We start from the raw sequence: 19710 nt of genomic DNA on the forward strand, positions 1-19710 counted from the left end.
GGCGATGCCGCTGCTGGCACCGGTGGCCGCGCCGCCGCTGCCGCCGTTGCCGCCGGTCGAGCCGCCAACCGTGGGCGCGCCGTTGCTGGCGCTGCCGTTGGTGGCGGTGCCACCCATGCCGCCGCCGGCGCCGGCGCCACCGCTGGCGCCCGCCCCGGCGCCGCCGCTGGCGCTAGTGTTGCCGCCGGTGCCGGCACCGCCGCTGCCGGCCGCCGCCGCGCCGCCGGTCAGGTTGCCGCTGTTGCTGGCGTTGTTGCCGATGTCATGCACGGTGTTGCCGCTGACGGTGCCCGTCAGCGAACTGGTCGCCGTCGCCGTCGATGTGTTGAAGGAATTGGCGATGCTCGATGTCGCCGTGGCGCCATTGTTGGCGCCCGCCGCACCCTGGGCACTGGCGGCGGCGTCGCCGCTGCTGTTGTTGTTATTGTTCTTGTTGCTGCTGTCGTTGTTGCGGTTGCTGCTGTTGTCGTTGTTACGGTTGGTGCTGCTGTCCTGCAACGAAAGGGAATTATCGCTGGCATGCGCGCCCATGCCCGACTGCGTCGTGGCGGTGGTCGGGGGCGTCGTGGTCTGCGCATAGGCGCCGGCACTGAACGCCAAGGCGATCGCCGTGGCTAACAAAGTTCTTTTCATAGCTGCTCCTGCTTGCGTGGGTTAAACAAAGAAATGGCTTGCGCCGGGGGGCCGAACTCCCGACCCACGCCTCCTCCGCAAAGTTGATGCCACCGTCCACAACAGAGCGCTAAGCCATTGATACTCAACGATATATCCGCGCCGGCGCGGGCCGCCACGGACGCCGGCCGGGCCGCGTCGACGCCTTTCGTCACGCTCCTGTGACACGCCGGCCGCTTGCGCCGCGCGCCGCAACCGCCGCCGCGCGCCGCGCCGCCCCCGCCAACGCCCGTGCCCGCCCCGCCGGCCGGCGCCGAATTCCACACACGCAAGCTGTCACTGAAATGAGATCGGCCGCGGGCAAGACCAAGCAAAGCCAGGCAAAGCCAGGCAAGCGCCGCCGCGCTCAGGACTGGCCGACGCGCGACGGCGCCACCATGCCGTGCTTGGCCAGCAGGCGATACAGCGTCATGCGCGAAATGCCCAGGTCGCGCGCCGCCACGGTGATGTTGCGCCCGGCGCGCAACAGGCTGGCGTCGATGGCGTCGCGCTCGGCGCGGATGCGGGCCTGGTCCAGCGCCGCGTTGTCGGCCGGCGCGCCGGCGCCGGCGTTGTCGAGGCCGAGGTCGCGCGGCGCGATCAAGCGGCCGTCGGCCATCACCATCGCCCGCCGCACCCGGTTGATCAGCTCGCGCACATTGCCCGGCCAGTCGTGCGCGCGGATCGCCTGCAGCGCCTTGGCGCTGAAGCCCTTGAGGCGCGGCGCCCGCTCGGCGGCGTAGGTGTGGAAGAAATGCTCGGCCAGCGCCTCCAGGTCGTCGCGCCGCTGGCGCAACGCCGGCACGTCCAGCGCCAGCACGTTGAGCCGGTAATACAAGTCCTCGCGAAAACTGCCGCGCTCGACCGCCCGTTGCAGGTTGACGTGGGAGGCGGCGATCACCCGCACGTCGACGCTGATGCTTTGCGTCGAGCCGAGCCGGTAGATGGTCTTCTCCTGTAGAAAGCGCAGCAGATTGGCCTGCAGCTCCAGCGGCAGGTCGCCTATTTCGTCGAGAAAGACCGAGCCGCCGGCCGCCGCCTCGATCAGGCCGCGCTTGTCGCGCGCCGCGCCGGTGAAGGCGCCGCGCTGGTGGCCGAACAGCTCGGACTGGATCAAGCCGGCCGGCATGGCGCCGCAGTTGATCGGCACGAAGGGACCGTCGGCGCGCGCCGACTGGGCGTGCACCGCCTGCGCCACCAGCTCCTTGCCGCTGCCGCTCTCGCCCCAAATCAGCACCGGCGCGCTGGCGCCCGCCACCTTGGCGATCTGCCGCCGCAGCGTGGCCACCGCCTCGCTGCGGCCGGTCAGCGGGCTGGCGCGCAAGGCCGCCGGCAGCGCCGCGCAGGCGGCCTCGACCCGCAGGCTGGCCAGGCCGTGGGCGTGCCCCAGCGTGTGGCGCAGGCGGGCGACGTCGAGCGGCCGGGTGTGGAAGTCGGCGCAGTGCTCGAACACCAGTTGCCGCCAGGCGGGCGTTTGCAAGGTCGACGCGTCGAGCACGGCGATCCAGTGTTGCCGCCAATGTTCGCGCAGAAACTGTTCGAGCTCGCCGTCGACCTGGCGCTGCGGCCCGACCAGCAGCAATCCCAAGGCATAGGGATGCGAGCGCAGCAGGCGACGCGCCTCCACCAAGCCGGCCGCCCTGCCCACCTCCCACCCCTCGACCACCGCCCCACCTTCCTCCCAAAAATTGTCACCACCCAAGGCCACGCACATTATTGTTCTTGCTGTCATGCAGATCCCGATCACGTTAGCCGCCGTACAGGCACAGGCGGCACAAATGCCATGAGCTGTTTGACAAGAAACACGCGAAATGGTTCCGTCCGCCGGCGCCGGCGCCGGCGGCGGCAGGTAAAGCTTGCTGGGTCTGGTAGCGCAATATAGAATGCCTGCGCGGAATTTTTTGACGAGGTAAATGCCGGCCTGTCAATCGTGACAATAAAACAATATCAAAGACCACAGGACTGGGGAAGCCATGAGCAAATACCAATTAAGAGCGCAAGACTTGCCGACCTGGGGCCAGCGCGCCGCGCTGCGCGTGCTGGGCCTGTTCGGCTGGCGCCTGCTGTACCGGCCCATGCCCGGTCCGCGCGGCATCTGCGTGATCTACCCGCACACCTCGAACTGGGACTTCATGATCGGCCTGTTCGGCAAGTTCGCGCTCAAGCTGCCCTTCCGCTGGCTGGCCAAGGACTCGCTGTTCAAGACCCCGCTGGGCGGCTGGTTCCGCAAGATGGGCGGCGAGCCGGTCGAACGCGGCACGCCGAGCGGCACCATCCGCACCCAGGCGGCGCGCATGAACGCGGCCGACTGGTACTGGGTCGGCATCACCCCCGAAGGCACGCGCGGCTACCGGCCGAACTGGAAGAGCGGCTTCTACCACCTGGCACTGGAGGCCAAGGTGCCGCTGGTGCTGGTGTATATCGACTACCCGAACAAGACGCTGGGACTGGTCGACCACGTCCATCTGACGGGCGACCAGGAGACCGACCTGGCCGCCATCCGCGCCGGCTTCGACGGCCACCTCGGCCTGTATCCGGCGAAGGCGGCGCCGATCATCCTGTCCGAGCGGCGCAGCGACGAGCGGCCCTCCTGAGCATGCCGCCGCGCGCCGACTAAGCTACACGTTCGCCACCAGCAGCAAGCCCAGGGCGGCGATCAGCGCGCCGGACAGCTTGGTCAGGCGCGCCGGGCCGACCCGGCCCAGCGCCCGCCCCGCCAGGATCAGCAGCGCGCTGGCCGCCAGCAGTCCCATCGCGGCCGCCGCCTGCGGCAGCTCGCGGCCGTGGGCGTTGCCATGCAAGAAGGCGAACAGCCCCACCAAGGCCGCGCCGGCCGCCGCCGGCAGCCGCACCGCCACCGCGATCAAGCCGCCCAGCAAGGCCACCGTCAAGGCGATGCCCAGTTCCAGGCCGGGAATCGCCAGCCCCGCCACCCCGCTCAACACGCCCAGCAGCATCGTGCCGAGGAAGATCGGCGGCAGCGCCTGCGCGTTCGGCTGGCGCACGCTCCAGATGCCCACCGCCAGCATCGCCAGCAGATGGTCGGCGCCGCTGAACGGATGGGCGAAACCGTCGACGAAGCCATGGCCGTGCGGCGCCGCCCCGGAATGGGCCAGCGCCGGCAGACAAAGCAGCGCCAGCGCGCCGGTCAACAGGATTTTTCGGTGTTTCATGCGGCCTCCTCGGCGTGCTGCGCGACCTGCTCCAGCAGGCCCTGTTCGCGGATGAATTCGATCACGCCGGCGACCCCGTCGCCGCTGCGCAGGTTGGTGAAGATGAAGGGGCGCTCGCCGCGCATGCGCTTGGCGTCGCGCGCCATGACGTCCAGGTTGGCGCCCACATACGGCGCCAGGTCGGTCTTGTTGATGATCAGCAGATCGGAGCGGGTGATGCCCGGCCCGCCCTTGCGCGGGATCTTCTCGCCGCCGGCCACGTCGATCACGTAGATGGTCAAATCGGACAGCTCCGGGCTGAAGGTGGCGGCCAGGTTGTCGCCGCCCGACTCGATCAGGATCAGGTCCAGACTCGGGAAGTCGGCCTGCATGCGGGCGATCGCCTCCAGGTTGATCGAGGCGTCCTCGCGGATCGCGGTGTGCGGACAGCCGCCCGTCTCGACGCCCATCAGCCGCTCGGCCGGCAAGGCGTCGGCGCGCAGCAGGATCTCCATGTCCTCCTTGGTGTAGATGTCGTTGGTGATCACCGCCATGTCGTACTGCCCGCGCATGCCCTTGCAGAGCATTTCACACAGCGCCGTCTTGCCGGAGCCGACCGGACCGCCGATGCCGACGCGCAGCGGGTTGGAAGTGGGGATAGTCATGGTGTTCTCGCAGTCTTCAAAAGTTGGAATCGAATGTGGACCTAGGACCGATACAAACGGCTGTATTGCACCTCGTGCTGCATCGACAACAGCGACAGACCCGGCGCCCAGCTGGACAGGTCGTCGTCGGCGACGTTCCGCGCGTAACGCGCCGCCGCCTCCAACTCGGGCCGCAGCGACAACAGCAAACGCTGCCCCGCCACCTGCCCCAGCGGCACCGACTTGACGCACACCAGCACCTGGTTCTCGGCCCAGGCGAACAGCATCGCCAGCAACGCCGCCTCGTGCGGGATGGCCAGCGCGTCGACCGCGCAGGCGAAGGCGGCCGGCAGCGACACCTCGGCCTCGCGCTGCAGCAGCGCCAGCGCCGCCGCGTCCACCACGCCCAGTTCGGCGATCAGGCGGCTCAGCGAAAAGCCCATCTGTATCGTCTCGGCGCGCAATTCGGCGCTGTCGCGCGAGGCGATGAAGCGCTCGCTCCACTCGGCCACGGCGGCGCCGTCGCGCGCCGCGAAGGCGCGCATCAGGCGCCAGCACAGCGGCGCCTCCCACTGCGCCACCACCTCGTGCAGATGGCGCACGATCCAGCGCCGCGCGCCGTCGGCGTCGCCGACCATGCCGTTCTCCAGCGCCGTCTCAAGTCCCTGCGAATAGCTGTAGGCGCCAATCGGCAAGGCCGGACTGGCCAACTGCAGCAGGTTCAGCAGCGCGGCGGCCTGCATCACGCCGCGTCGCCGGGACGGTGGATGCGCTGGCGCAGCGGGATCGGCGCCAGCGGATGGTGGCCGTCATGGTCGCCGTGGTGGCCGTGGCCGCCGCCGTAAGCGCCGGACTCCGGCTCGAAGGCGGCCGCCTCCTCCTCGACGCGCGCGCCCAGACCGAGCAGCATCTCCCTCAGCACCGCGTCGGCGCGGATGCGCAGGAAGCCGTCGCCCACCTGCGCCTGCGTGTGCCGGTTCCCCAGGTGGAAGGCGCAGCGCAGCAGCGTGTGCGGGTCGGCGCAACTGACCTTGTAGGTCGGTTCGGCCGCCGCCACCACCTGGACCACGACGCGTTTGTCCTCGCCGGCCAGCAGGTCGCCGTCGCGCAGCACCGTGCCGCGCACGGTGAACACCGCCACCTCCTCGCCGGTGGAAAGGGTGGCGCGTAGGCGGCACTTCTCGCGCAGCTCGTAGGGCAGTACCAGTTGGGCGGCGATGCTCTGCGCCTGCTCGATTTTGCTATGTAGGGTCAGCATGGTTTTCCTTGTGGTTGGGGTGGTCCGCGTCAGAACAGGAAGTAGCGCTGCGCCATCGGCAGCACGGCGGCCGCCTCGCAGACCAGCAGCTCGCCGTCGGCGCGCACCTCGTAGGTTTCAGGATCGACCTCCATCGTCGGCGTGGCACCGTTGTGGATCATGTCGCTCTTGCGCAGCGCGCGCATGTTCCGGGCCACGATCAGCGTCTTGTTCAGTTTCAGCTGCTCGCCGATGCCGCCGTCGTAGGCCGCCTGCGAAACGAAGGTGAAGGACTTTTTCAGCCCCCCGCCGAAGGCGCCGAACATCATCCGGTAGTGCACCGGCTGCGGCGTCGGGATCGAGGCGTTCGGGTCGCCCATCTGCGCCGCCGCGATCATCCCGCCCTTCAAGATCATCGACGGCTTGACGCCGAAAAAGGCCGGTTTCCACAGCACGATGTCGGCGATCTTGCCGACCTCCAGCGAGCCCACCGCATGGCCGATGCCGTGCGTGATGGCCGGGTTGATGGTGTACTTGGCGATGTAGCGCTTGACGCGGAAGTTGTCGTTGCGCACGCCGTCCGGCGCCAAGGCGCCGCGCTGCACCTTCATCTTGTGCGCGGTCTGCCAGGTGCGCATGACGACCTCGCCGACCCGGCCCATGGCTTGCGAATCGGACGACATCATCGAGATCGCGCCCAGGTCGTGCAGGATGTCCTCGGCGGCGATGGTCTCGCGGCGGATGCGCGACTCGGCGAAGGCCACGTCCTCGGCGATGGCCGAATCGAGGTGGTGGCAGACCATCAGCATGTCCAGGTGCTCGTCGAGCGTGTTGACGGTGAACGGCCGGGTCGGATTGGTCGACGACGGCAGTACATTGGCCTGGCCGACGGCGGCAATGATGTCCGGCGCGTGGCCGCCGCCCGCCCCCTCGGTGTGGAAGGTGTGGATGGTGCGGTCCTTGAAGGCGGCCAGCGTGTGCTCCAAAAAGCCGCCCTCGTTGAGCGTGTCGCTGTGGATCGCCACCTGCACGTCCATCCGTTCGGCCACCGACAGGCAGTTGTCGATGGCGGCCGGCGTGCTGCCCCAGTCCTCGTGCAGCTTGAGGCCGATGGCGCCGGCGCGCACCTGCTCCTCCAGCGGCGCCGGCAGGCTGACGTTGCCCTTGCCGAGAAAACCCAGGTTCATCGGGAAGGCGTCGGCCGCGCCCAGCATCGCGTGCAGATGCCACGGCCCCGGCGTGCAGGTGGTGGCCGAGGTGCCGGCCGCCGGCCCGGTGCCGCCGCCTATCATCGTCGTCACGCCGCTCATCAAGGCCTCCTCGATCTGCTGCGGGCAGATGAAGTGGATGTGCGTGTCGACCCCGCCGGCGGTGACGATCAACCCCTCGCCGGCGATGATCTCGGTGGCCGCGCCTATCGACATGGTGACGTTCGGTTGGATGTCCGGATTGCCGGCCTTGCCGATCGCCGCGATCAGGCCGTTCTTCAGGCCGATGTCGGCCTTGACGATGCCCCAATGGTCGACGATCACGGCGTTGGTGATCACCGTGTCCATCACCTCGGCGTGCACGCGCTGCGACTGGCCCATGCCATCGCGGATCACCTTGCCGCCGCCGAACTTGACCTCCTCGCCATAGGTGGCGAAGTCGCGCTCGATCTCGATGAACAATTCGGTGTCGGCCAGGCGGATGCGGTCGCCCGTGGTCGGGCCGAACATCTCGGCATAGGCGGAGCGGGCGATGGTTGCCATCTCAGTCCTTGGCTGGCGTCGCCCACAACGCGCCCATGACGGCGCCGTTGAAGCCGAAGATCTTCTGCTCGCCGGCCACCTTGACCAGCTCCACCGTGCGTTTCTGGCCCGGCTCGAAACGCACGGCGGTGCCGGCCGCGATGTTGAGCCGCATGCCATAGGCGCGCCAACGCTCGAAGGTCAGCGCCGGATTGACCTCGAAAAAATGGAAGTGCGAGCCGACCTGGATCGGCCGGTCGCCACGGTTCTCCACCGTGACGCTGCCGACCTCGCGGCCCGTGTTCAGGCCGATTTCGCCTTCTTCAAGAATGAATTCACCTGGGATCATGCTGGGCTCCGTATAAACAATGTTTGCTGCTAGTGCCGTTAAATTGAGAAGACCCACCAGCCGGAATCTGGGGTCAGACCCCCTGGCGGGTCTGACCCCGGCTCTTCGCCTTGGGGTGATTTTTACAGCCGCCGACACTCGCCTCAAGGAATGGGATGGTGGACGGTCACCAGCTTGCTGCCGTCCGGGAAGGTGGCCTCGACCTGGATGTCCGGGATCATCTCGGCGATGCCGTCCATGACATCGGCGCGGCTGAGGATCTTGGCGCCGGCCGACATCAACTCGGCCACCGTCTTGCCGTCGCGCGCGCCCTCCATGATGGCCGCGCTGATCAGCGCCACCGCCTCCGGATAATTCAGCTTCAGCCCGCGCGCCAGCCGGCGCTCGGCCAGCAAGCCGGCGGTGAAGATCAACAGCTTGTCTTTTTCTCTGGGTGTCAGGTCCATGGGGCGTCCAATTCAGGTGTGCCAGATGCGCGGCACCACGGCCACGCGCTCCAGCAGATGCGGGCGCAAACGGCGCCACACGGCGAGCATGATGTGGCGCGCCAGTTCGCTGTCGTCGCCCAGATGGCGCGCCACCAGCACGCCCTTGGCCTGGCTGACGCCGACGTTGACGGCGCCGGCGAGGGCGCCAAGGTCGTCGCGCAGCTCGCCCAGCAGCGCGGCGGGCAGCGGCTTGCCGGCGGCGATCAGGGTGGCGCACACCGACGCGCCCCGCATGCCCAGCGGACTATCCAGCCGGCCGCCCAGCAGCACGCCCTGCTCCCACCAGATCAATTTCCCGCCGCGGCGGATCTGGCTGCGCTGGCTGATCCGGCCGGCGCCGAACGCCTCGCCGGACGCGCGCCGTCCCATGCACAGGATCTCGCCGCCGATGTAGCTGGCGTCGGCCGCCAGCGCGACGTGCTGCTCCAACGCGACGTCGGCGTGGTCGAAGAAGATGGTTTCCTGCGGCAGCCATTCGAGCGACGCGGCGGCGCCGACAAGCAGCCGCACATCCTGCCGCGAGCGCTTGCCGTTGGCCTTGTACCACTTGGCCGCGCCCGGGGTGGTGAGCAGCGCGTGCGCCTGGGCGCCGACCTCGGCGCGGATCGCCAGCTGGTCGCCGCCGACCACGCCGCCGGGCGGATGGACCACGATGGCGTGGCACACCGCGCCGCCCTCCGGATACAGCGCCTTCTGCACACGCAGCGGGCCCAGATGGCGATTGTCGACCAGCCGCGTGGTGCCGCCATCGTCGGCGAAACGCAGCGCGAGGCTGGCCCGCCAAGCGCCGGGGCTGGCGGGATGTTCTTGGCTGGACAGGCAATCGGGCATGGTGGCTTTGCAATGGATAACGCTAAGCACCAGCACGAGCAAGTTGCGTGCCAGTCGTGGCGTTGAATTCATTGCTCGCCTTTCAAGGGATTTGCACCAATCCGAGTTGCACGCACTGAAATGGTGCAAATTCGGCCACCCGCCTATGGAACATGATCCTTAATACGGCACAAGGAAAGCGCTCGGCGGGGGGCTAGCATGAAAAACAATGCGCCAGCAATCCAAGGGCAGATTGAATCCTCAGCCAACCGCTAGAACACACCAGAAATGGAGCTGAACATGAAACCCGCCCACCTCCCGCTGATCGCCGCCTTCGCCCTGCCCGGCGCCTTCGCCGACAACAGCGACTGCCGCCAATCCTGGATGCCGACCGACGCCCCCGCCTTCTGCCCCTTCGACACCGAGCCGCCGCTGCCCGAGCCGCGCACCTACCTCGCCGTGGCGAAGGCCGGCAAACAAATCTACGTCGCCGGCGGCTACCAGTTCAACGGCGCCAGCGGACTGGTGACCTACTACGACAGCGTGCGCCGCTCCACCATCGACGCCAACGGCCGCCTGGGGGCGTGGAGCGCCGAACCGTCGTTCCAGAACGCGCGCGCCGGCAGCGCCCTCACCCGCGCCGGCAACTGCCTGTTCCTGGCCGGCGGCAGCTCGTCGACGCCGACCTCGCTCACCTATTACGACGACGTGCAGTACGCCCGCATCCAGAACGACGGCCACCTGTCCGCCTGGACCTCCAACGCCGGCCATTTGACAATCCCGCGCTCCAATCTCAGCCTGGTGGCCATCAACACCGAGCAAGGCAGCTTCCTCTACGCGGTCGCCGGCGTGACGCAGATCGGCACCGACACCGTCCACCTCGACACCGTCGAAATGGCCAAGCTGAACAACAACTGCCAGCTCGGCCCCTGGCAGATCGCCAACTTCCACCTCAAGGGCGGCCGCAGCAGCCCGCAGGCGCTGGCCGTGCACAAGAACATCGTGGTGCTCGGCGGCTGGGGCGATCTCGACCTGTACGACGTCTACAACGACATCCAGGTCGCCATGCCGCGCCCCGACGGCACGCTCAACCCTTGGCAAAGCGCGCCGGCCCGGCTCACCTCCGGCCTGTACGGCCACGCCACGGTGTTCGCGCCGTCGCCGTCGATGCCGAGCTCCTCGCTGATCTTCACCGTCGGCGGCCAGCCCGGCACCGGCGCCTACGCCAACTGGATCAACTTCAGCTACGTCCACCGCAACGAAGGCCTGCCGGACGCGCTGGGCCGCTGGCGCATCACGCCCACCGGCAAGCTGCCCAACGGCCGCGCCGGCCTGGTCGCGGTGGAGGAAGACGGCCGCCTGTACGTCATCGGCGGCAACGACGCGGCGGGCCAGTACTACCGCGACGCCATCTCCGCGCGCTTCGACGCCGGCAAACCCTGAGCCGCGCAAACGCAAGCAACTTGCGTTGACACTGGTCGAGCAGGCCGCCGTGGTAACATGGCGGTGCTTTCCACCCGATTCAACCGAGACACTATGCAGCCCACCATCGCCAGCCAGCCCTCCATCGCCAGCCATGCAGAAGAACAGATCCGCGCCACCGGCGCCCGCGTCACTCGGCAGCGCGTCATCGTGTTGTCCTTCCTGCTGGGCCGGGGCGGCTCGCTGACCCATCACGAGATCCTTGAGCAACTCGCCGAAGCGGCGCTCGACCCGGTGACCTTGTACCGCGTGCTGGAATGGCTGACCGAAAACGAGCTGGTGCACCGCATCGCCGGCGCCGACCAGGTCTGGCGCTTCAGCGCCGGCGCCGGCCACCACGCGCACGAACACGCCCACTTCCAATGCACCAAATGCGACGTGGTGACCTGCTTCACCGACGTGCCGCTGCCGCGCAAAATCAAGCTGCCGGCCGGTTTCCAGACGCAGGAAGTCGACTTCCTCATCAAGGGCACTTGCCCGAACTGCGCCAAGCCGGGCTAAACCCCGCGCGCGCTCCCCGCCCGTCGCCCGCCGCCTGTCCCCCTAGCCGCGATCGCGGCCGCCAGCGCCGCGCCACAGGCGCCTCACTGCCGCCTCACACCACCCCACAGCCGCCCCACAGCCGCCCGTCGAGCAAACATTCTTAATGCAACCGTATTGCGTTAACTATCGAGCGACGTTATGATGCAACTCTATTGCATTAACAACGCGCTTTGCCGCGCATCCACCTGTGAGCCCCAGCATGTCCAAACCCGATCACCGCCTGCCCGTCACCGTCCTTTCCGGCTTCCTTGGCGCCGGCAAGACCACCCTGCTCAACCACGTGCTGGCCAACCGCGAAGGCCTGCGCGTGGCCGTCATCGTCAACGACATGAGCGAGGTCAACATCGACGCCTCGCTGCTGCGCAAGGGCAGTGAGAACGCCGGCGCCGCCCTCTCGCGCACCGAGGAGAAGATGGTCGAGATGAGCAACGGCTGCATCTGCTGCACCCTGCGCGAGGATCTGCTGCAGGAGGTGCGCAAGCTGGCGGCGGAGCAGCGCTTCGACTATCTGCTGATCGAATCGACCGGCATCGGCGAACCGATGCCGGTGGCCGCCACCTTCGACTTCGCCGACGAACACGGCGACTCGCTCAACGACATCGCCCGCATCGACACCATGGTGACCGTGGTCGACGCGCTCAACCTGCTCAAGGACTACCACGGCGTCGACTTCCTGGCGCAACGCGGCGTCAGCGCCGGCGAAGGCGACGAGCGCAGCCTGGCCGCCCTGCTGTGCGAGCAGATCGAGTTCGCCGATGTCGTCGTGGTCAGCAAGGCCGACCTGGTGACGCCGGCCCAGCTGGCCGACGTGACGGCCGTCATCCGCGCGCTCAACCCGACGGCGGAACTGCTCCACGCCGAACGCGGCCAGGTGGCGCTGCAGAAAATCCTCGGCACCGGAAAATTCGACCTGGAGAAGGCCAGCGCCATGGCCGGCTGGGCGCGCGAGCTGGCCGGCGTCCACACGCCGGAAAGCGAGGAATACGGCATCGCCAACTTCGTGCTGCGCAGCCGCCTGCCGCTGCACCCGCAGCGCTTCGACGGCTTCCTCGACCAGCCCTTCCCCGGCCTGATCCGCGCCAAGGGCTACGTCTGGCTGGCCAGCCGGCCCGACTGGGCGGTGGCCTATTCGCGCGCCGGCAAGGTCGCCTCGGCCGAGCCGGTCGGCCACTGGTGGGCCGCCAGCGACCAGCGCAACTGGCCGGCCGAAGGCCACGCCGACCGCCGCGAGATCGAGGCGATCTGGCAGGAGCCGTACGGCGACCGCCTCAACGAACTGGTGTTCATCGGCCAGCAGATGGACCGCGCCGCCATCGAGCGCGCCTTCCACGCCTGCCTGCTGACCGAGCGCGAACTGGCCGCCGGCCCGGTCGCCTGGGCGAACCTGGCCGATCCCTTCCCGCAATGGGAGAGCGAGGACGCCGACGCGGCCGAAGTCAGCTAAGCGCCGCGCAACGCGGCGGCGCCGGCAGCGCGACGCCGGCCCGCGCGGCCTTGCCGCAATTCTTCCCACCTCGGCCGCGTCGCTTGTTGTACAGTCTTAGACTTTTGAATTGATGAAATTCCTACCCAAGATCACATCATTCGCGCTGGCGGCCCTGCTGGCCGCCGGCGTCGCCGCGCAGCCGACGACGACGACGACAACGACGACGACAACGACGACGCCGCCGCCAACACCGCCCGCGCCGCAGAAAAAACTGTTCCAGATGACGCCGACCGAAGCCGGCGCCTACATCGCCCTCATGCAGCAGTCCGAGCCCGACCTACGCAAGCGCATCGCCGCCATCGGCCGGCGCAACATCGGCCAGCCCTACGCCTTGAACCTGCTGGGCGAGTTCCCGTATCAAATCCATGACGCCCTGCCCATGTTCAGCCTGGTGCAAAGCGACTGCGTGGTGTTCGTCGAACACACTTATGCGATGGCGCTGTCGCGCAACTGGGAGGAATTTTTCTGGATGTTGCAGCGCATCCGCTACAAGGACGGCGTGGTCGGCGTCGCCAGCCGCAACCACTACACCGAGCAGGACTGGAACCCGAACAACGCCTGGCTGCTCACCGACGTCTCGCGCGAACTGGCCGGCGACTTCGCCGCCAGCTATCAACTGACGGTGGACCGCCAGCGCTTCCTGCGCACGCAGCACCACACCGACAGCAACCTGCCGGTGCAGCTCAGCACCGAATACTACGTGCCCAAGGAGCGCATCGATGGCGTGCTCGCCCGGCTCGAACCGGGCGACATGGTCAACGTCGTCTCGCTGCGCGACGGCGCCTACCTCACCACCCACGTCGGCCTGGTCGTCACCACGGCCGACGGCAAGCGCATGTTCCTCAACTCGGCCGAACCGCAGGTGCGCGAGGAGAGCTTCGAGCAGTTCGCCGCCCGCGCCGCCGAGCGCGAACAACAGAACGCGCGCCTGGGCAGGAATGGGCGCACGCTGGCCGGCTTCAAATTCCTCCGCCTGAACGACACCATCGTCGTCCCGCCCGCCCTGCCCCAGCCGCGCCCCTGAGGCCTCAGCCCAGCTTGGCGTGGAAGAAGTCCACCGTGCGCTGCCAGGCCAGCTTGGCGGCGGCGGCGTCGAAGCGCGGCGTGGTGTCGTTGTTGAAACCGTGCTCGACACCCGGATAGACGAAGTACTGGTAGGCCGCGCCGGCCTCCTTCAAGGCCTTCTCGTAGGCCGGCCAGCCGGCGCGGATGCGCTCGTCGTTGCCGGCGTCGTGGATCAGCAGCGGCGCCTTGATGCGCGCCGCGTCGGCCGCCGCCGGCTGGGCGCCATAGAACGGCACCGCCGCCGCCAGCCCCGGCAGCTGCGTGGCCAGATAGTTGGCGATGCCGCCGCCGTAGCAGAAACCGACCACGCCGACCTTGCCGTTGCCCTCGGGCAGCTTCTCCAGCAACTGCGCGGCGGCGACGAAATCGCCGCGCGTCTTGTTGTTGTCGAGCTTGCCGAACAGCGCGCGCGCCTTGTCCTCGTCGCCCGGATAGCCGCCCAACGGGAACAGCGCGTCCGGCGCGAAGGCGATGAAGCCGTCCAGCGCCAGCCGGCGCGCGATGTCCTCGATGTGCGGGTTGAGGCCGCGATTCTCGTGCGCCACCAGCACCAGCGGCAGCTTGCCCTTGGCCTTGGCCGGCTCGACCAGATAGCCGCGCGCCGTGCCGTTGCCCTGCGGCGAGGGATACTCGATGAAGCGCGCCTTGATGCGGCTGTCGGCCGCGTCGACGATGGGCGCGGCGAAGCTCGGGCTGAGCGCGCCGAGCAGGCCGGCCGCCGTCGCCCCACCCACCGCGTACTGCCCCGCCGAGGCGAGGAAACCGCGCCGCGACAGGCCGCCGTGCACATATTGGTCGAACAGTTTCAATACTTCGGGATCGAAATCGGCGGCGGTCTGGCGTGGGGGCATAAGGAAATCCTTTCGTCAATTGATCGATGAAACAGTGCGGCGCGTCCGCCAGTGTAGCGCAGCGCGGGCGCGCGCAAACAGCGCGACGATGGATTCTTTTCGCATATTCAAACGCGTTTCGGCGCAAGCAAAACAGCGCGGCGCGCCGCCCGGCGACACCTGCCGGGCGCGCCGCCCCTACTCCTGCAGCAACACCACCACTCCGGCGCTGATCGATTTGGCCACCGCCAGCGCGTCCCAGTTGGTCAGGCGGATGCAGCCATGCGACTGCGTCTTGCCGATATTGGCCGGCTCCGGCGTGCCGTGGATGCCGTAGTGGCGCTTGCTCAGCTCGATCCACACCGCGCCCACCGGATTGTTCGGTCCGGCCTCGATCTTGGCGGCCAGGTCGCCCGGCTTGGCGTCCCAGAACAGCTTGGGGTTGTACTGGTAGACCGGCCGCGTGGCCACCGCCCTCACCTGCCACTGGCCGAAAGGCAGCGGGTCGTGCGAGCTGCCGGTGCTGGCGGGGAACTGGGCGAACGGCGTGCCGCTGGCGTCGAGCAGGGTCAGCGTGCCCTCGACGCTGTCGACCAGAATCTTGGCCGCCTTCGGCAAGGGGCTCGACGCCACGTTGGGCACGAGGATTTCCTCGCCGACCCGGCTCAGCGTCTTGCCGGGATTCAGCCGCCGCAGCAGGGTCGGACTGCAATGGAAGCGCTCGCCCAGCGCCTCCAACAAGCTGGCGTAGCCGAGCGCGCTGAGCTTGCTCTTGCCCGCCATGCTGGCCGGCACCGGCACATACGGCCCGGCGATGTCCTGCGCGCTCAGCACGTAACTGGCCAAAATCGGCGCCTGGTCGGCCGCCAGCAGCGCCCAGGTGGCGGCGTCGACCACGCCGCTCAACGGCAATTGCCGGAGCTTCTGGAAGCCGATGATGGCCTGGCGCAGATTGCTGCCGAAAGCGCCGTCGATCTCGCCCGAGGCGTAGTGGGCACGGTCGAGCAGCACCTGGGCGCGCAGCACGTGGGCGCCCTTGGCCTTGGGCACGACGGGGGCGGACAGCTGGGCGGCGCTCAGGCCGTTCAACGTCAGCGGGGAATTGTCCGCCGCAGCGGGGGACGGGGCGGCCAGAACCTGGCCGGACCAAACGGCGGCGAACGCCAAGCCGCCTAACAGTGAAAAGGAATTCAAACAAATGCTCAAGTTGGTTTCGGGGGCAGAAACTGCAAGCGCATTCTAGCCCTTGGCACAGCAAACAGCGGGTTTTAATCGTGCGCGGGGGAAATGGTGTTGCAGCGCCGCCAAAACGCGCCGGCTGGCCGCTGGCCAGTCAAACCGTTCCTGGCTGAGTCGCGTCAATACCGTTGAAATTGAAAATCTTCACCATGCCATGCGGGAAGCGGGCGACAATCTCCAGCTCGCCGCCCAATCCGCCCTTTCTTTCTCAGCAACTGCAAATGCTCGTCATACAAACGATCCGCAATCGGCACGTTCGCGCCCGTCGTTCCCGCGCAGGCGGGAACCCATGCCCCGCATGAGTTCCCCCCATGCCCCGCATGAGTTCCCCCCATGCACCGCATGAGTTCCCCCACGCACCGCAGTCTATCTAGCGTGGCATGGATTCCCGCCTACGCGGGAACGACGAATTAGTGCTGATTCGACGTTCCATTAAGTATGCCGTCAAGGGAATATGCCATCAAGTACAAGCGCCCTATCTCGCATCGGCCGATACCGCGCCTGCACTTGCGGCGCGATGCGTTGCAGGAGGCCGCTCAGGCCAGCTTCAACTGCGGCTCAGTCCACCTAGCCGCTGAAGACGGCCAGCGACAAGGGCTTGCCGTTGGCGGTCAACTTGCCGCCCTTGAACTGGATCGCCATGCGCAGCTCCTTGCGGTCGACGCGGGCGAGTCCGCCGTCGACCAGCTTGCCGATGAGCTTGGCGGCGACCCCGTCGCTGCTGGCGCGCAGCTTGCTCTCGTCCATGTCGGCGCTGAAATGCGGGCGCGCCATGAAATAGGCCAGATCCTTCGTCAAATCGACCGGCACCCGCAGGTCGATCTCGGCGACCATTTTTTGCAGCAACACGCCCGGCGTTGCCACGTCCTCCTCGCGCAGTTGATCGAAGCTGACGCGCCCCTTCAGCGTCGCCTTGTTGCCGTTGTAGCGCGCGCTCAACTCGTCGACGATGAACACCACGCCCTGCGTCAGCGTGGTCTTGAGCAGGCGCTCCCACAAGGGTTGCATCAGGCCGGCCCGCTCGGCGGCCGACAGCTTGTCGAACAGCAGCGAGTGCAGGCCACGGCGGAAATCGCCCAGCGCCGCCGTGTTCACATTGAGGATGCGTAGTTTGAGATTGACATCCCGCACCGGCGGCGGCCCCGGCTTGACCACGACGGCCTGCGCCGCGAGCTGGTAGCGCAACTCGGTGACGGCGCCGCGCTGGCGCAGCTCCGAACGCAATTCCAGCCCCTGAATGGTGCCGCTATGGCCCTGCTCGGCCGCGCTGGCGGCGGCCGAGCCGCCCTCGACCTTGCCGGCGGCGGACTCGGCCGACGTGAGCGGCGCGTCCAGGCCGCCGAACATCAGCGTGCCGACGCGGTAGCGCTCGCTGCCGTACCAAAGCCCGCCGGGCGCACGGGTCTGCTTGCTGTCGTAGGACATGTTGACGCCGCTCACGGAGCTGCCCTCGTTCAGCACCGAGAACAATTTCCATTGTCCGCTGCCGCGCTGCCGGGTCTCAGCCTTGTTGCGCAGCAGTTCCACATTCAAGGCCGACCAGCTGTAATTGCTGCCGCTCGGCGACAGGTAGCCACGGCCGGGGAAACCGAAACGGAAACGGGTCTGGCCCTTGCCGGCGGCAACGCCGCTGAATTCGAAGGGATGCTGATTGTCGAACACCGCCTGCAGCTTGCCACGGGTGGCGGCGCCGTGCTCGAACTGCCGATAGTTCGCCGCCGCCTTGGCCAGCGTGTCGTCCGGCCCCGCCAGACCGCGCCATTCGTCGGCGACCAGGGCCACGGTGTCGAGCAACTCTTGATGGTCGAAGCGGCTGCGTTGAGAAGGCGCAGAGGCCGCCGCCGGGATCGGCGCCAGCACCAGCGACGGCATTGTGGCCGGTGTTGCGGCTGGTGTTATGGCTGGTGTTGCGGCTGGTGTTATGGCCGGTGCTGTGGCCGACGTTGTAGCCGGCGCTGCGGTCGGCGTCGACGTCGAAATTGGAGCCGGCGCGGCGGCTGGCGTGACGGTGCCCGCGCCGACGGCCTGGGCGCTCAGCAGGGTTGCGGCGGCGGCCGCGAATAGAAGGGAGTTGTTCAAGGCGATTTCCGATGTGTAATCAATGGACTGGTCCGGGAGGGACCCTCTGCCGGCCTTGCCGGCGGCAGCGGATTGTAGCCAGTTATTAACGCAAAGAAATACACACTTTGTCACACTGGACGAAATCACCAGATCATCCGGGCCGGCAGCGCGGCCCGGATGATCTGCACTGCAGCTTGCTTATCGCCGACTGCTCAACGTCGACTGCTCAGCGCTGACCGCCAAGCGCCGCCTACTGGGCGCGTTCGACCGACACGCCCGGCGGCAGCGCCGGATAGCTGCGGCGGAAGTTGTGCGTCATCGGCGAGCCGATCGCCTTACCGGCCTTGTTGGCCGGCGTCCACTGGCAAGCCTTGACGCCGGCGATGGCCGCCGCGTCGAAGTCGGCCACGCCACTGCCCTGCACCACGACGATCTTGCCGGCGCGACCATCGGCGCCGATGTCGTATTGCAGCGTCAGGTTTTTGGCGGCCGCCTCGGCCGGGAATTCAGGCCAATGGCACTTGCCGGGCAACTCGCTGGCCGGCGTGATCGGACCGTCCATCAGGGCGTCCAGCAGCGGCAGCGTGATCGGCTTGCCGTTGACCACCAGCTTGCCGTCCTTGAAGACGACGACCGACCGCAGCTCACCCTTTTCGATGCGGGCATAGCCCTCGCCGACCAGCTTGCCGATGACCACGTTGGCGATGTTCTTGGCGGCGTCGCTCACCTCGGCTTCAAAGCTCGGCTCGGCGCTGCGCGTCGCCAGCTGCTTGCGGGCGAGCTGGGCGGAGACGTCGTTGAGCAGCGCCAGCGGCAGGCGGACCTCGGCGCGCGCCACCAGCTTCTTCAGCAGGCGGATCGGTGCATCGAAGTCGGCGTCGACCACCTGTTTGAAGGTGAAACTACCCTTGAGGGCGAACTTGTTGCCCTTGTAGCCGGCGCTCAGGTCGTCGATCTCCAGCGTGGCGCCCTGCTTGATCAACGTCTTGCCGAAGCGTTTCATCACTTCCAGCATGGCCAGTTGCTTCTCGGTGGCCGGCAACTTGCGCTTGTTCAGCTCTTTGAGCTCGCGGTTGAACTCGGCCAGCGAGGCCGTGTTCATGTTCAGCACGCGGGTGGCCATGTTGATGCGGTCGATCTGCTGCTCGGCGACGCTGAGCGACTCGATGCCAAAACGGTAGGCCATATTGCTGACCTTGCCGCGCTGCACCATGTCAAAATCAAAATCGATGCCGCGCATCCAGAACGGGCCGACGTTGGCGCCGCCGGCGCCAGCCATGCTGTCGAACATCACACCGCCAACGCGGCCATGCTGCTTGCCGTACCACAGGTCGCCGGGACCGCGGGTCAGCGTGCCGGCATAGCTCATGTCGCGCACCGTCACCGTCAGCTCCTGGCCGACGGCGATCAGCGACGACCATTCGCCGGCGACGCTGCGTTTCTTGTCGCCCTTGTCGCGCACCGCGCTGATGTTCAGGGTGCTCCACTCGACATTGCTGCCGCCCGGCGACTGGTAGGTGTGGGCCGGCAGCGTCATGACGGTGCGGTCGCCGCCCTTCGGCAGCGGCGTGTTGCTCAGCTCGAAGGGATGCTCGCTACCGAACACGGCCAGCAGCTTCTTCTTGGTCGCCGGCGTGAACTCGAAGCGCCGGTAGCGCTCGGCCGCCTTGGCCATGTCGTCGTCGGCGCCGAATTCGGCCTGCAACTCCATGCCGGCGGCCGTCATGGCGTCGATGAATTCGGATTGCGGCGGAGTCGCCGGCGCCGGCGGCGCCGCCGTGGCGGCAGTGGCGGCCGGCGCGGCCGGCGCGGTGACTGGAGCGGCGCCGACGGCGGAATAACTGGCCAGCGCGGCGCTCAGGGCGCCCGCCAACAGGAATGATTTTTTCAAAAAAATGCCCTTCGAATGGAAAAGTAGAAGCTGCCGCCGGTAAAGCGGCGGC

General features: G+C 67.7%; 18 protein-coding genes and 1 pseudogene. 5 read left to right on the forward strand and 14 right to left on the reverse strand.

Annotated features, from left to right (window positions below; genetic code table 11):
• A pseudogene (locus tag H7U20_RS27405) lies at positions 1-633 on the reverse strand (hypothetical protein); the annotation flags it as partial.
• 385 nt (positions 634-1018) lie between these two features.
• Positions 1019-2383 (reverse strand): sigma-54 dependent transcriptional regulator, encoded by a 1365-nt coding sequence (locus H7U20_RS27410; RefSeq protein WP_199762307.1) that lies wholly within the window; start codon positions 2381-2383, stop codon positions 1019-1021.
• A 241-nt stretch (positions 2384-2624) separates the two neighbouring features.
• Between H7U20_RS27410 and H7U20_RS27415 the strand changes: the two genes are divergently transcribed.
• On the forward strand, positions 2625-3245 hold the full coding sequence (locus tag H7U20_RS27415; RefSeq protein WP_199762308.1) for a 1-acyl-sn-glycerol-3-phosphate acyltransferase: 621 nt from the start codon (positions 2625-2627) through the stop codon (positions 3243-3245).
• A gap of 24 nt (positions 3246-3269) precedes the next feature.
• On the opposite strand, the gene H7U20_RS27420 is transcribed toward H7U20_RS27415, so the two are convergent.
• From H7U20_RS27420 to H7U20_RS27455, 8 genes are all read right to left on the reverse strand, one after another.
• Entirely contained in the window at positions 3270-3824 is a 555-nt protein-coding gene (locus H7U20_RS27420) for a HupE/UreJ family protein (RefSeq protein ID WP_199762309.1), read from the reverse strand.
• Positions 3821-4468 carry an urease accessory protein UreG gene (gene ureG, locus H7U20_RS27425; protein ID WP_199762310.1) on the reverse strand — a complete coding sequence of 216 codons (648 nt, stop codon included), beginning with the start codon at positions 4466-4468 and terminating at the stop codon, positions 3821-3823. The genes H7U20_RS27420 and ureG overlap by 4 nt, the downstream gene beginning before the upstream one ends.
• A 41-nt stretch (positions 4469-4509) precedes the next feature.
• Complete coding sequence (locus tag H7U20_RS27430) at positions 4510-5190, reverse strand: urease accessory protein UreF (RefSeq protein ID WP_199762342.1); 681 nt, start codon at positions 5188-5190, stop codon at positions 4510-4512.
• A complete protein-coding gene (ureE, locus tag H7U20_RS27435; RefSeq protein ID WP_199762311.1) occupies positions 5190-5705 on the reverse strand; it encodes an urease accessory protein UreE in 516 nt (171 codons plus the stop codon). The genes H7U20_RS27430 and ureE overlap by 1 nt, the downstream gene beginning before the upstream one ends.
• 29 nt (positions 5706-5734) lie before the next feature.
• Positions 5735-7435, reverse strand: a complete 1701-nt coding sequence (gene ureC, locus H7U20_RS27440) for an urease subunit alpha (RefSeq protein WP_199762312.1) — start codon at positions 7433-7435, stop codon at positions 5735-5737.
• Between the two features lies 1 nt (position 7436).
• On the reverse strand, positions 7437-7763 hold the full coding sequence (locus H7U20_RS27445) for an urease subunit beta (RefSeq protein ID WP_199762313.1): 327 nt from the start codon (positions 7761-7763) through the stop codon (positions 7437-7439).
• A 143-nt stretch (positions 7764-7906) separates the two neighbouring features.
• Complete coding sequence (locus tag H7U20_RS27450; RefSeq protein ID WP_199762314.1) at positions 7907-8209, reverse strand: urease subunit gamma; 303 nt, start codon at positions 8207-8209, stop codon at positions 7907-7909.
• A 12-nt stretch (positions 8210-8221) separates the two neighbouring features.
• Positions 8222-9082, reverse strand: coding sequence for an urease accessory protein UreD (locus H7U20_RS27455; protein ID WP_199762315.1), 861 nt, complete (start codon positions 9080-9082; stop codon positions 8222-8224).
• 279 nt (positions 9083-9361) lie between these two features.
• Here H7U20_RS27455 and H7U20_RS27460 point away from each other — a divergent pair, with 279 nt between their 5' ends.
• The 4 genes from H7U20_RS27460 to H7U20_RS27475 all read left to right on the forward strand — a co-directional run bounded on the left by H7U20_RS27460 (position 9362) and on the right by H7U20_RS27475 (position 13596).
• Positions 9362-10504 (forward strand): Kelch repeat-containing protein, encoded by a 1143-nt coding sequence (locus H7U20_RS27460; protein ID WP_199762316.1) that lies wholly within the window; start codon positions 9362-9364, stop codon positions 10502-10504.
• 93 nt (positions 10505-10597) lie between these two features.
• On the forward strand, positions 10598-11044 hold the full coding sequence (locus H7U20_RS27465) for a Fur family transcriptional regulator (protein WP_199762317.1): 447 nt from the start codon (positions 10598-10600) through the stop codon (positions 11042-11044).
• 241 nt (positions 11045-11285) lie between these two features.
• Entirely contained in the window at positions 11286-12530 is a 1245-nt protein-coding gene (locus H7U20_RS27470) for a GTP-binding protein (RefSeq protein WP_199762318.1), read from the forward strand.
• A gap of 112 nt (positions 12531-12642) precedes the next feature.
• Entirely contained in the window at positions 12643-13596 is a 954-nt protein-coding gene (locus H7U20_RS27475) for an N-acetylmuramoyl-L-alanine amidase-like domain-containing protein (RefSeq protein WP_199762319.1), read from the forward strand.
• Positions 13597-13600: 4 nt separating this feature from the next.
• Here the strand turns inward: H7U20_RS27475 and H7U20_RS27480 are convergent, their stop codons facing one another.
• The 4 genes from H7U20_RS27480 to H7U20_RS27495 form a co-directional block, all read right to left on the reverse strand.
• The gene (locus H7U20_RS27480; protein WP_199762320.1) at positions 13601-14488 is read right to left on the reverse strand and encodes a dienelactone hydrolase family protein; all 888 of its coding nucleotides are present in this window, start codon (positions 14486-14488) and stop codon (positions 13601-13603) included.
• 177 nt (positions 14489-14665) lie between these two features.
• Positions 14666-15661 (reverse strand): L,D-transpeptidase family protein, encoded by a 996-nt coding sequence (locus tag H7U20_RS27485; RefSeq protein ID WP_233411137.1) that lies wholly within the window; start codon positions 15659-15661, stop codon positions 14666-14668.
• A gap of 612 nt (positions 15662-16273) precedes the next feature.
• Positions 16274-17578 (reverse strand): DUF945 family protein, encoded by a 1305-nt coding sequence (locus tag H7U20_RS27490; protein ID WP_199762321.1) that lies wholly within the window; start codon positions 17576-17578, stop codon positions 16274-16276.
• A 439-nt stretch (positions 17579-18017) separates the two neighbouring features.
• Positions 18018-19658, reverse strand: a complete 1641-nt coding sequence (locus H7U20_RS27495; protein ID WP_199762322.1) for a DUF945 family protein — start codon at positions 19656-19658, stop codon at positions 18018-18020.
• Between the last annotated feature and the right edge of the window lie 52 nt (positions 19659-19710).

Source organism: Rugamonas violacea, assembly GCF_016461825.1.
GTDB lineage: Bacteria > Pseudomonadota > Gammaproteobacteria > Burkholderiales > Burkholderiaceae_D > Rugamonas.

Coding starts and splice junctions, on each gene's coding strand:
- H7U20_RS27470 (WP_199762318.1), top strand. CDS start 11,286: ATGTCCAAACCCGATCACCGCCTGCCCGTCACCGTCCTTTCCGGCTTC.
- ureG (WP_199762310.1), bottom strand. CDS start 4,468: ATGACTATCCCCACTTCCAACCCGCTGCGCGTCGGCATCGGCGGTCCG.
- H7U20_RS27465 (WP_199762317.1), top strand. CDS start 10,598: ATGCAGCCCACCATCGCCAGCCAGCCCTCCATCGCCAGCCATGCAGAA.
- H7U20_RS27475 (WP_199762319.1), top strand. CDS start 12,643: ATGAAATTCCTACCCAAGATCACATCATTCGCGCTGGCGGCCCTGCTG.
- H7U20_RS27455 (WP_199762315.1), bottom strand. CDS start 9,082: ATGCCCGATTGCCTGTCCAGCCAAGAACATCCCGCCAGCCCCGGCGCT.
- ureC (WP_199762312.1), bottom strand. CDS start 7,435: ATGGCAACCATCGCCCGCTCCGCCTATGCCGAGATGTTCGGCCCGACC.
- ureE (WP_199762311.1), bottom strand. CDS start 5,705: ATGCTGACCCTACATAGCAAAATCGAGCAGGCGCAGAGCATCGCCGCC.
- H7U20_RS27430 (WP_199762342.1), bottom strand. CDS start 5,190: ATGCAGGCCGCCGCGCTGCTGAACCTGCTGCAGTTGGCCAGTCCGGCC.
- H7U20_RS27445 (WP_199762313.1), bottom strand. CDS start 7,763: ATGATCCCAGGTGAATTCATTCTTGAAGAAGGCGAAATCGGCCTGAAC.
- H7U20_RS27460 (WP_199762316.1), top strand. CDS start 9,362: ATGAAACCCGCCCACCTCCCGCTGATCGCCGCCTTCGCCCTGCCCGGC.
- H7U20_RS27410 (WP_199762307.1), bottom strand. CDS start 2,383: ATGACAGCAAGAACAATAATGTGCGTGGCCTTGGGTGGTGACAATTTT.
- H7U20_RS27490 (WP_199762321.1), bottom strand. CDS start 17,578: ATGCCGTCGCTGGTGCTGGCGCCGATCCCGGCGGCGGCCTCTGCGCCT.
- H7U20_RS27415 (WP_199762308.1), top strand. CDS start 2,625: ATGAGCAAATACCAATTAAGAGCGCAAGACTTGCCGACCTGGGGCCAG.
- H7U20_RS27450 (WP_199762314.1), bottom strand. CDS start 8,209: ATGGACCTGACACCCAGAGAAAAAGACAAGCTGTTGATCTTCACCGCC.
- H7U20_RS27480 (WP_199762320.1), bottom strand. CDS start 14,488: ATGCCCCCACGCCAGACCGCCGCCGATTTCGATCCCGAAGTATTGAAA.
- H7U20_RS27420 (WP_199762309.1), bottom strand. CDS start 3,824: ATGAAACACCGAAAAATCCTGTTGACCGGCGCGCTGGCGCTGCTTTGT.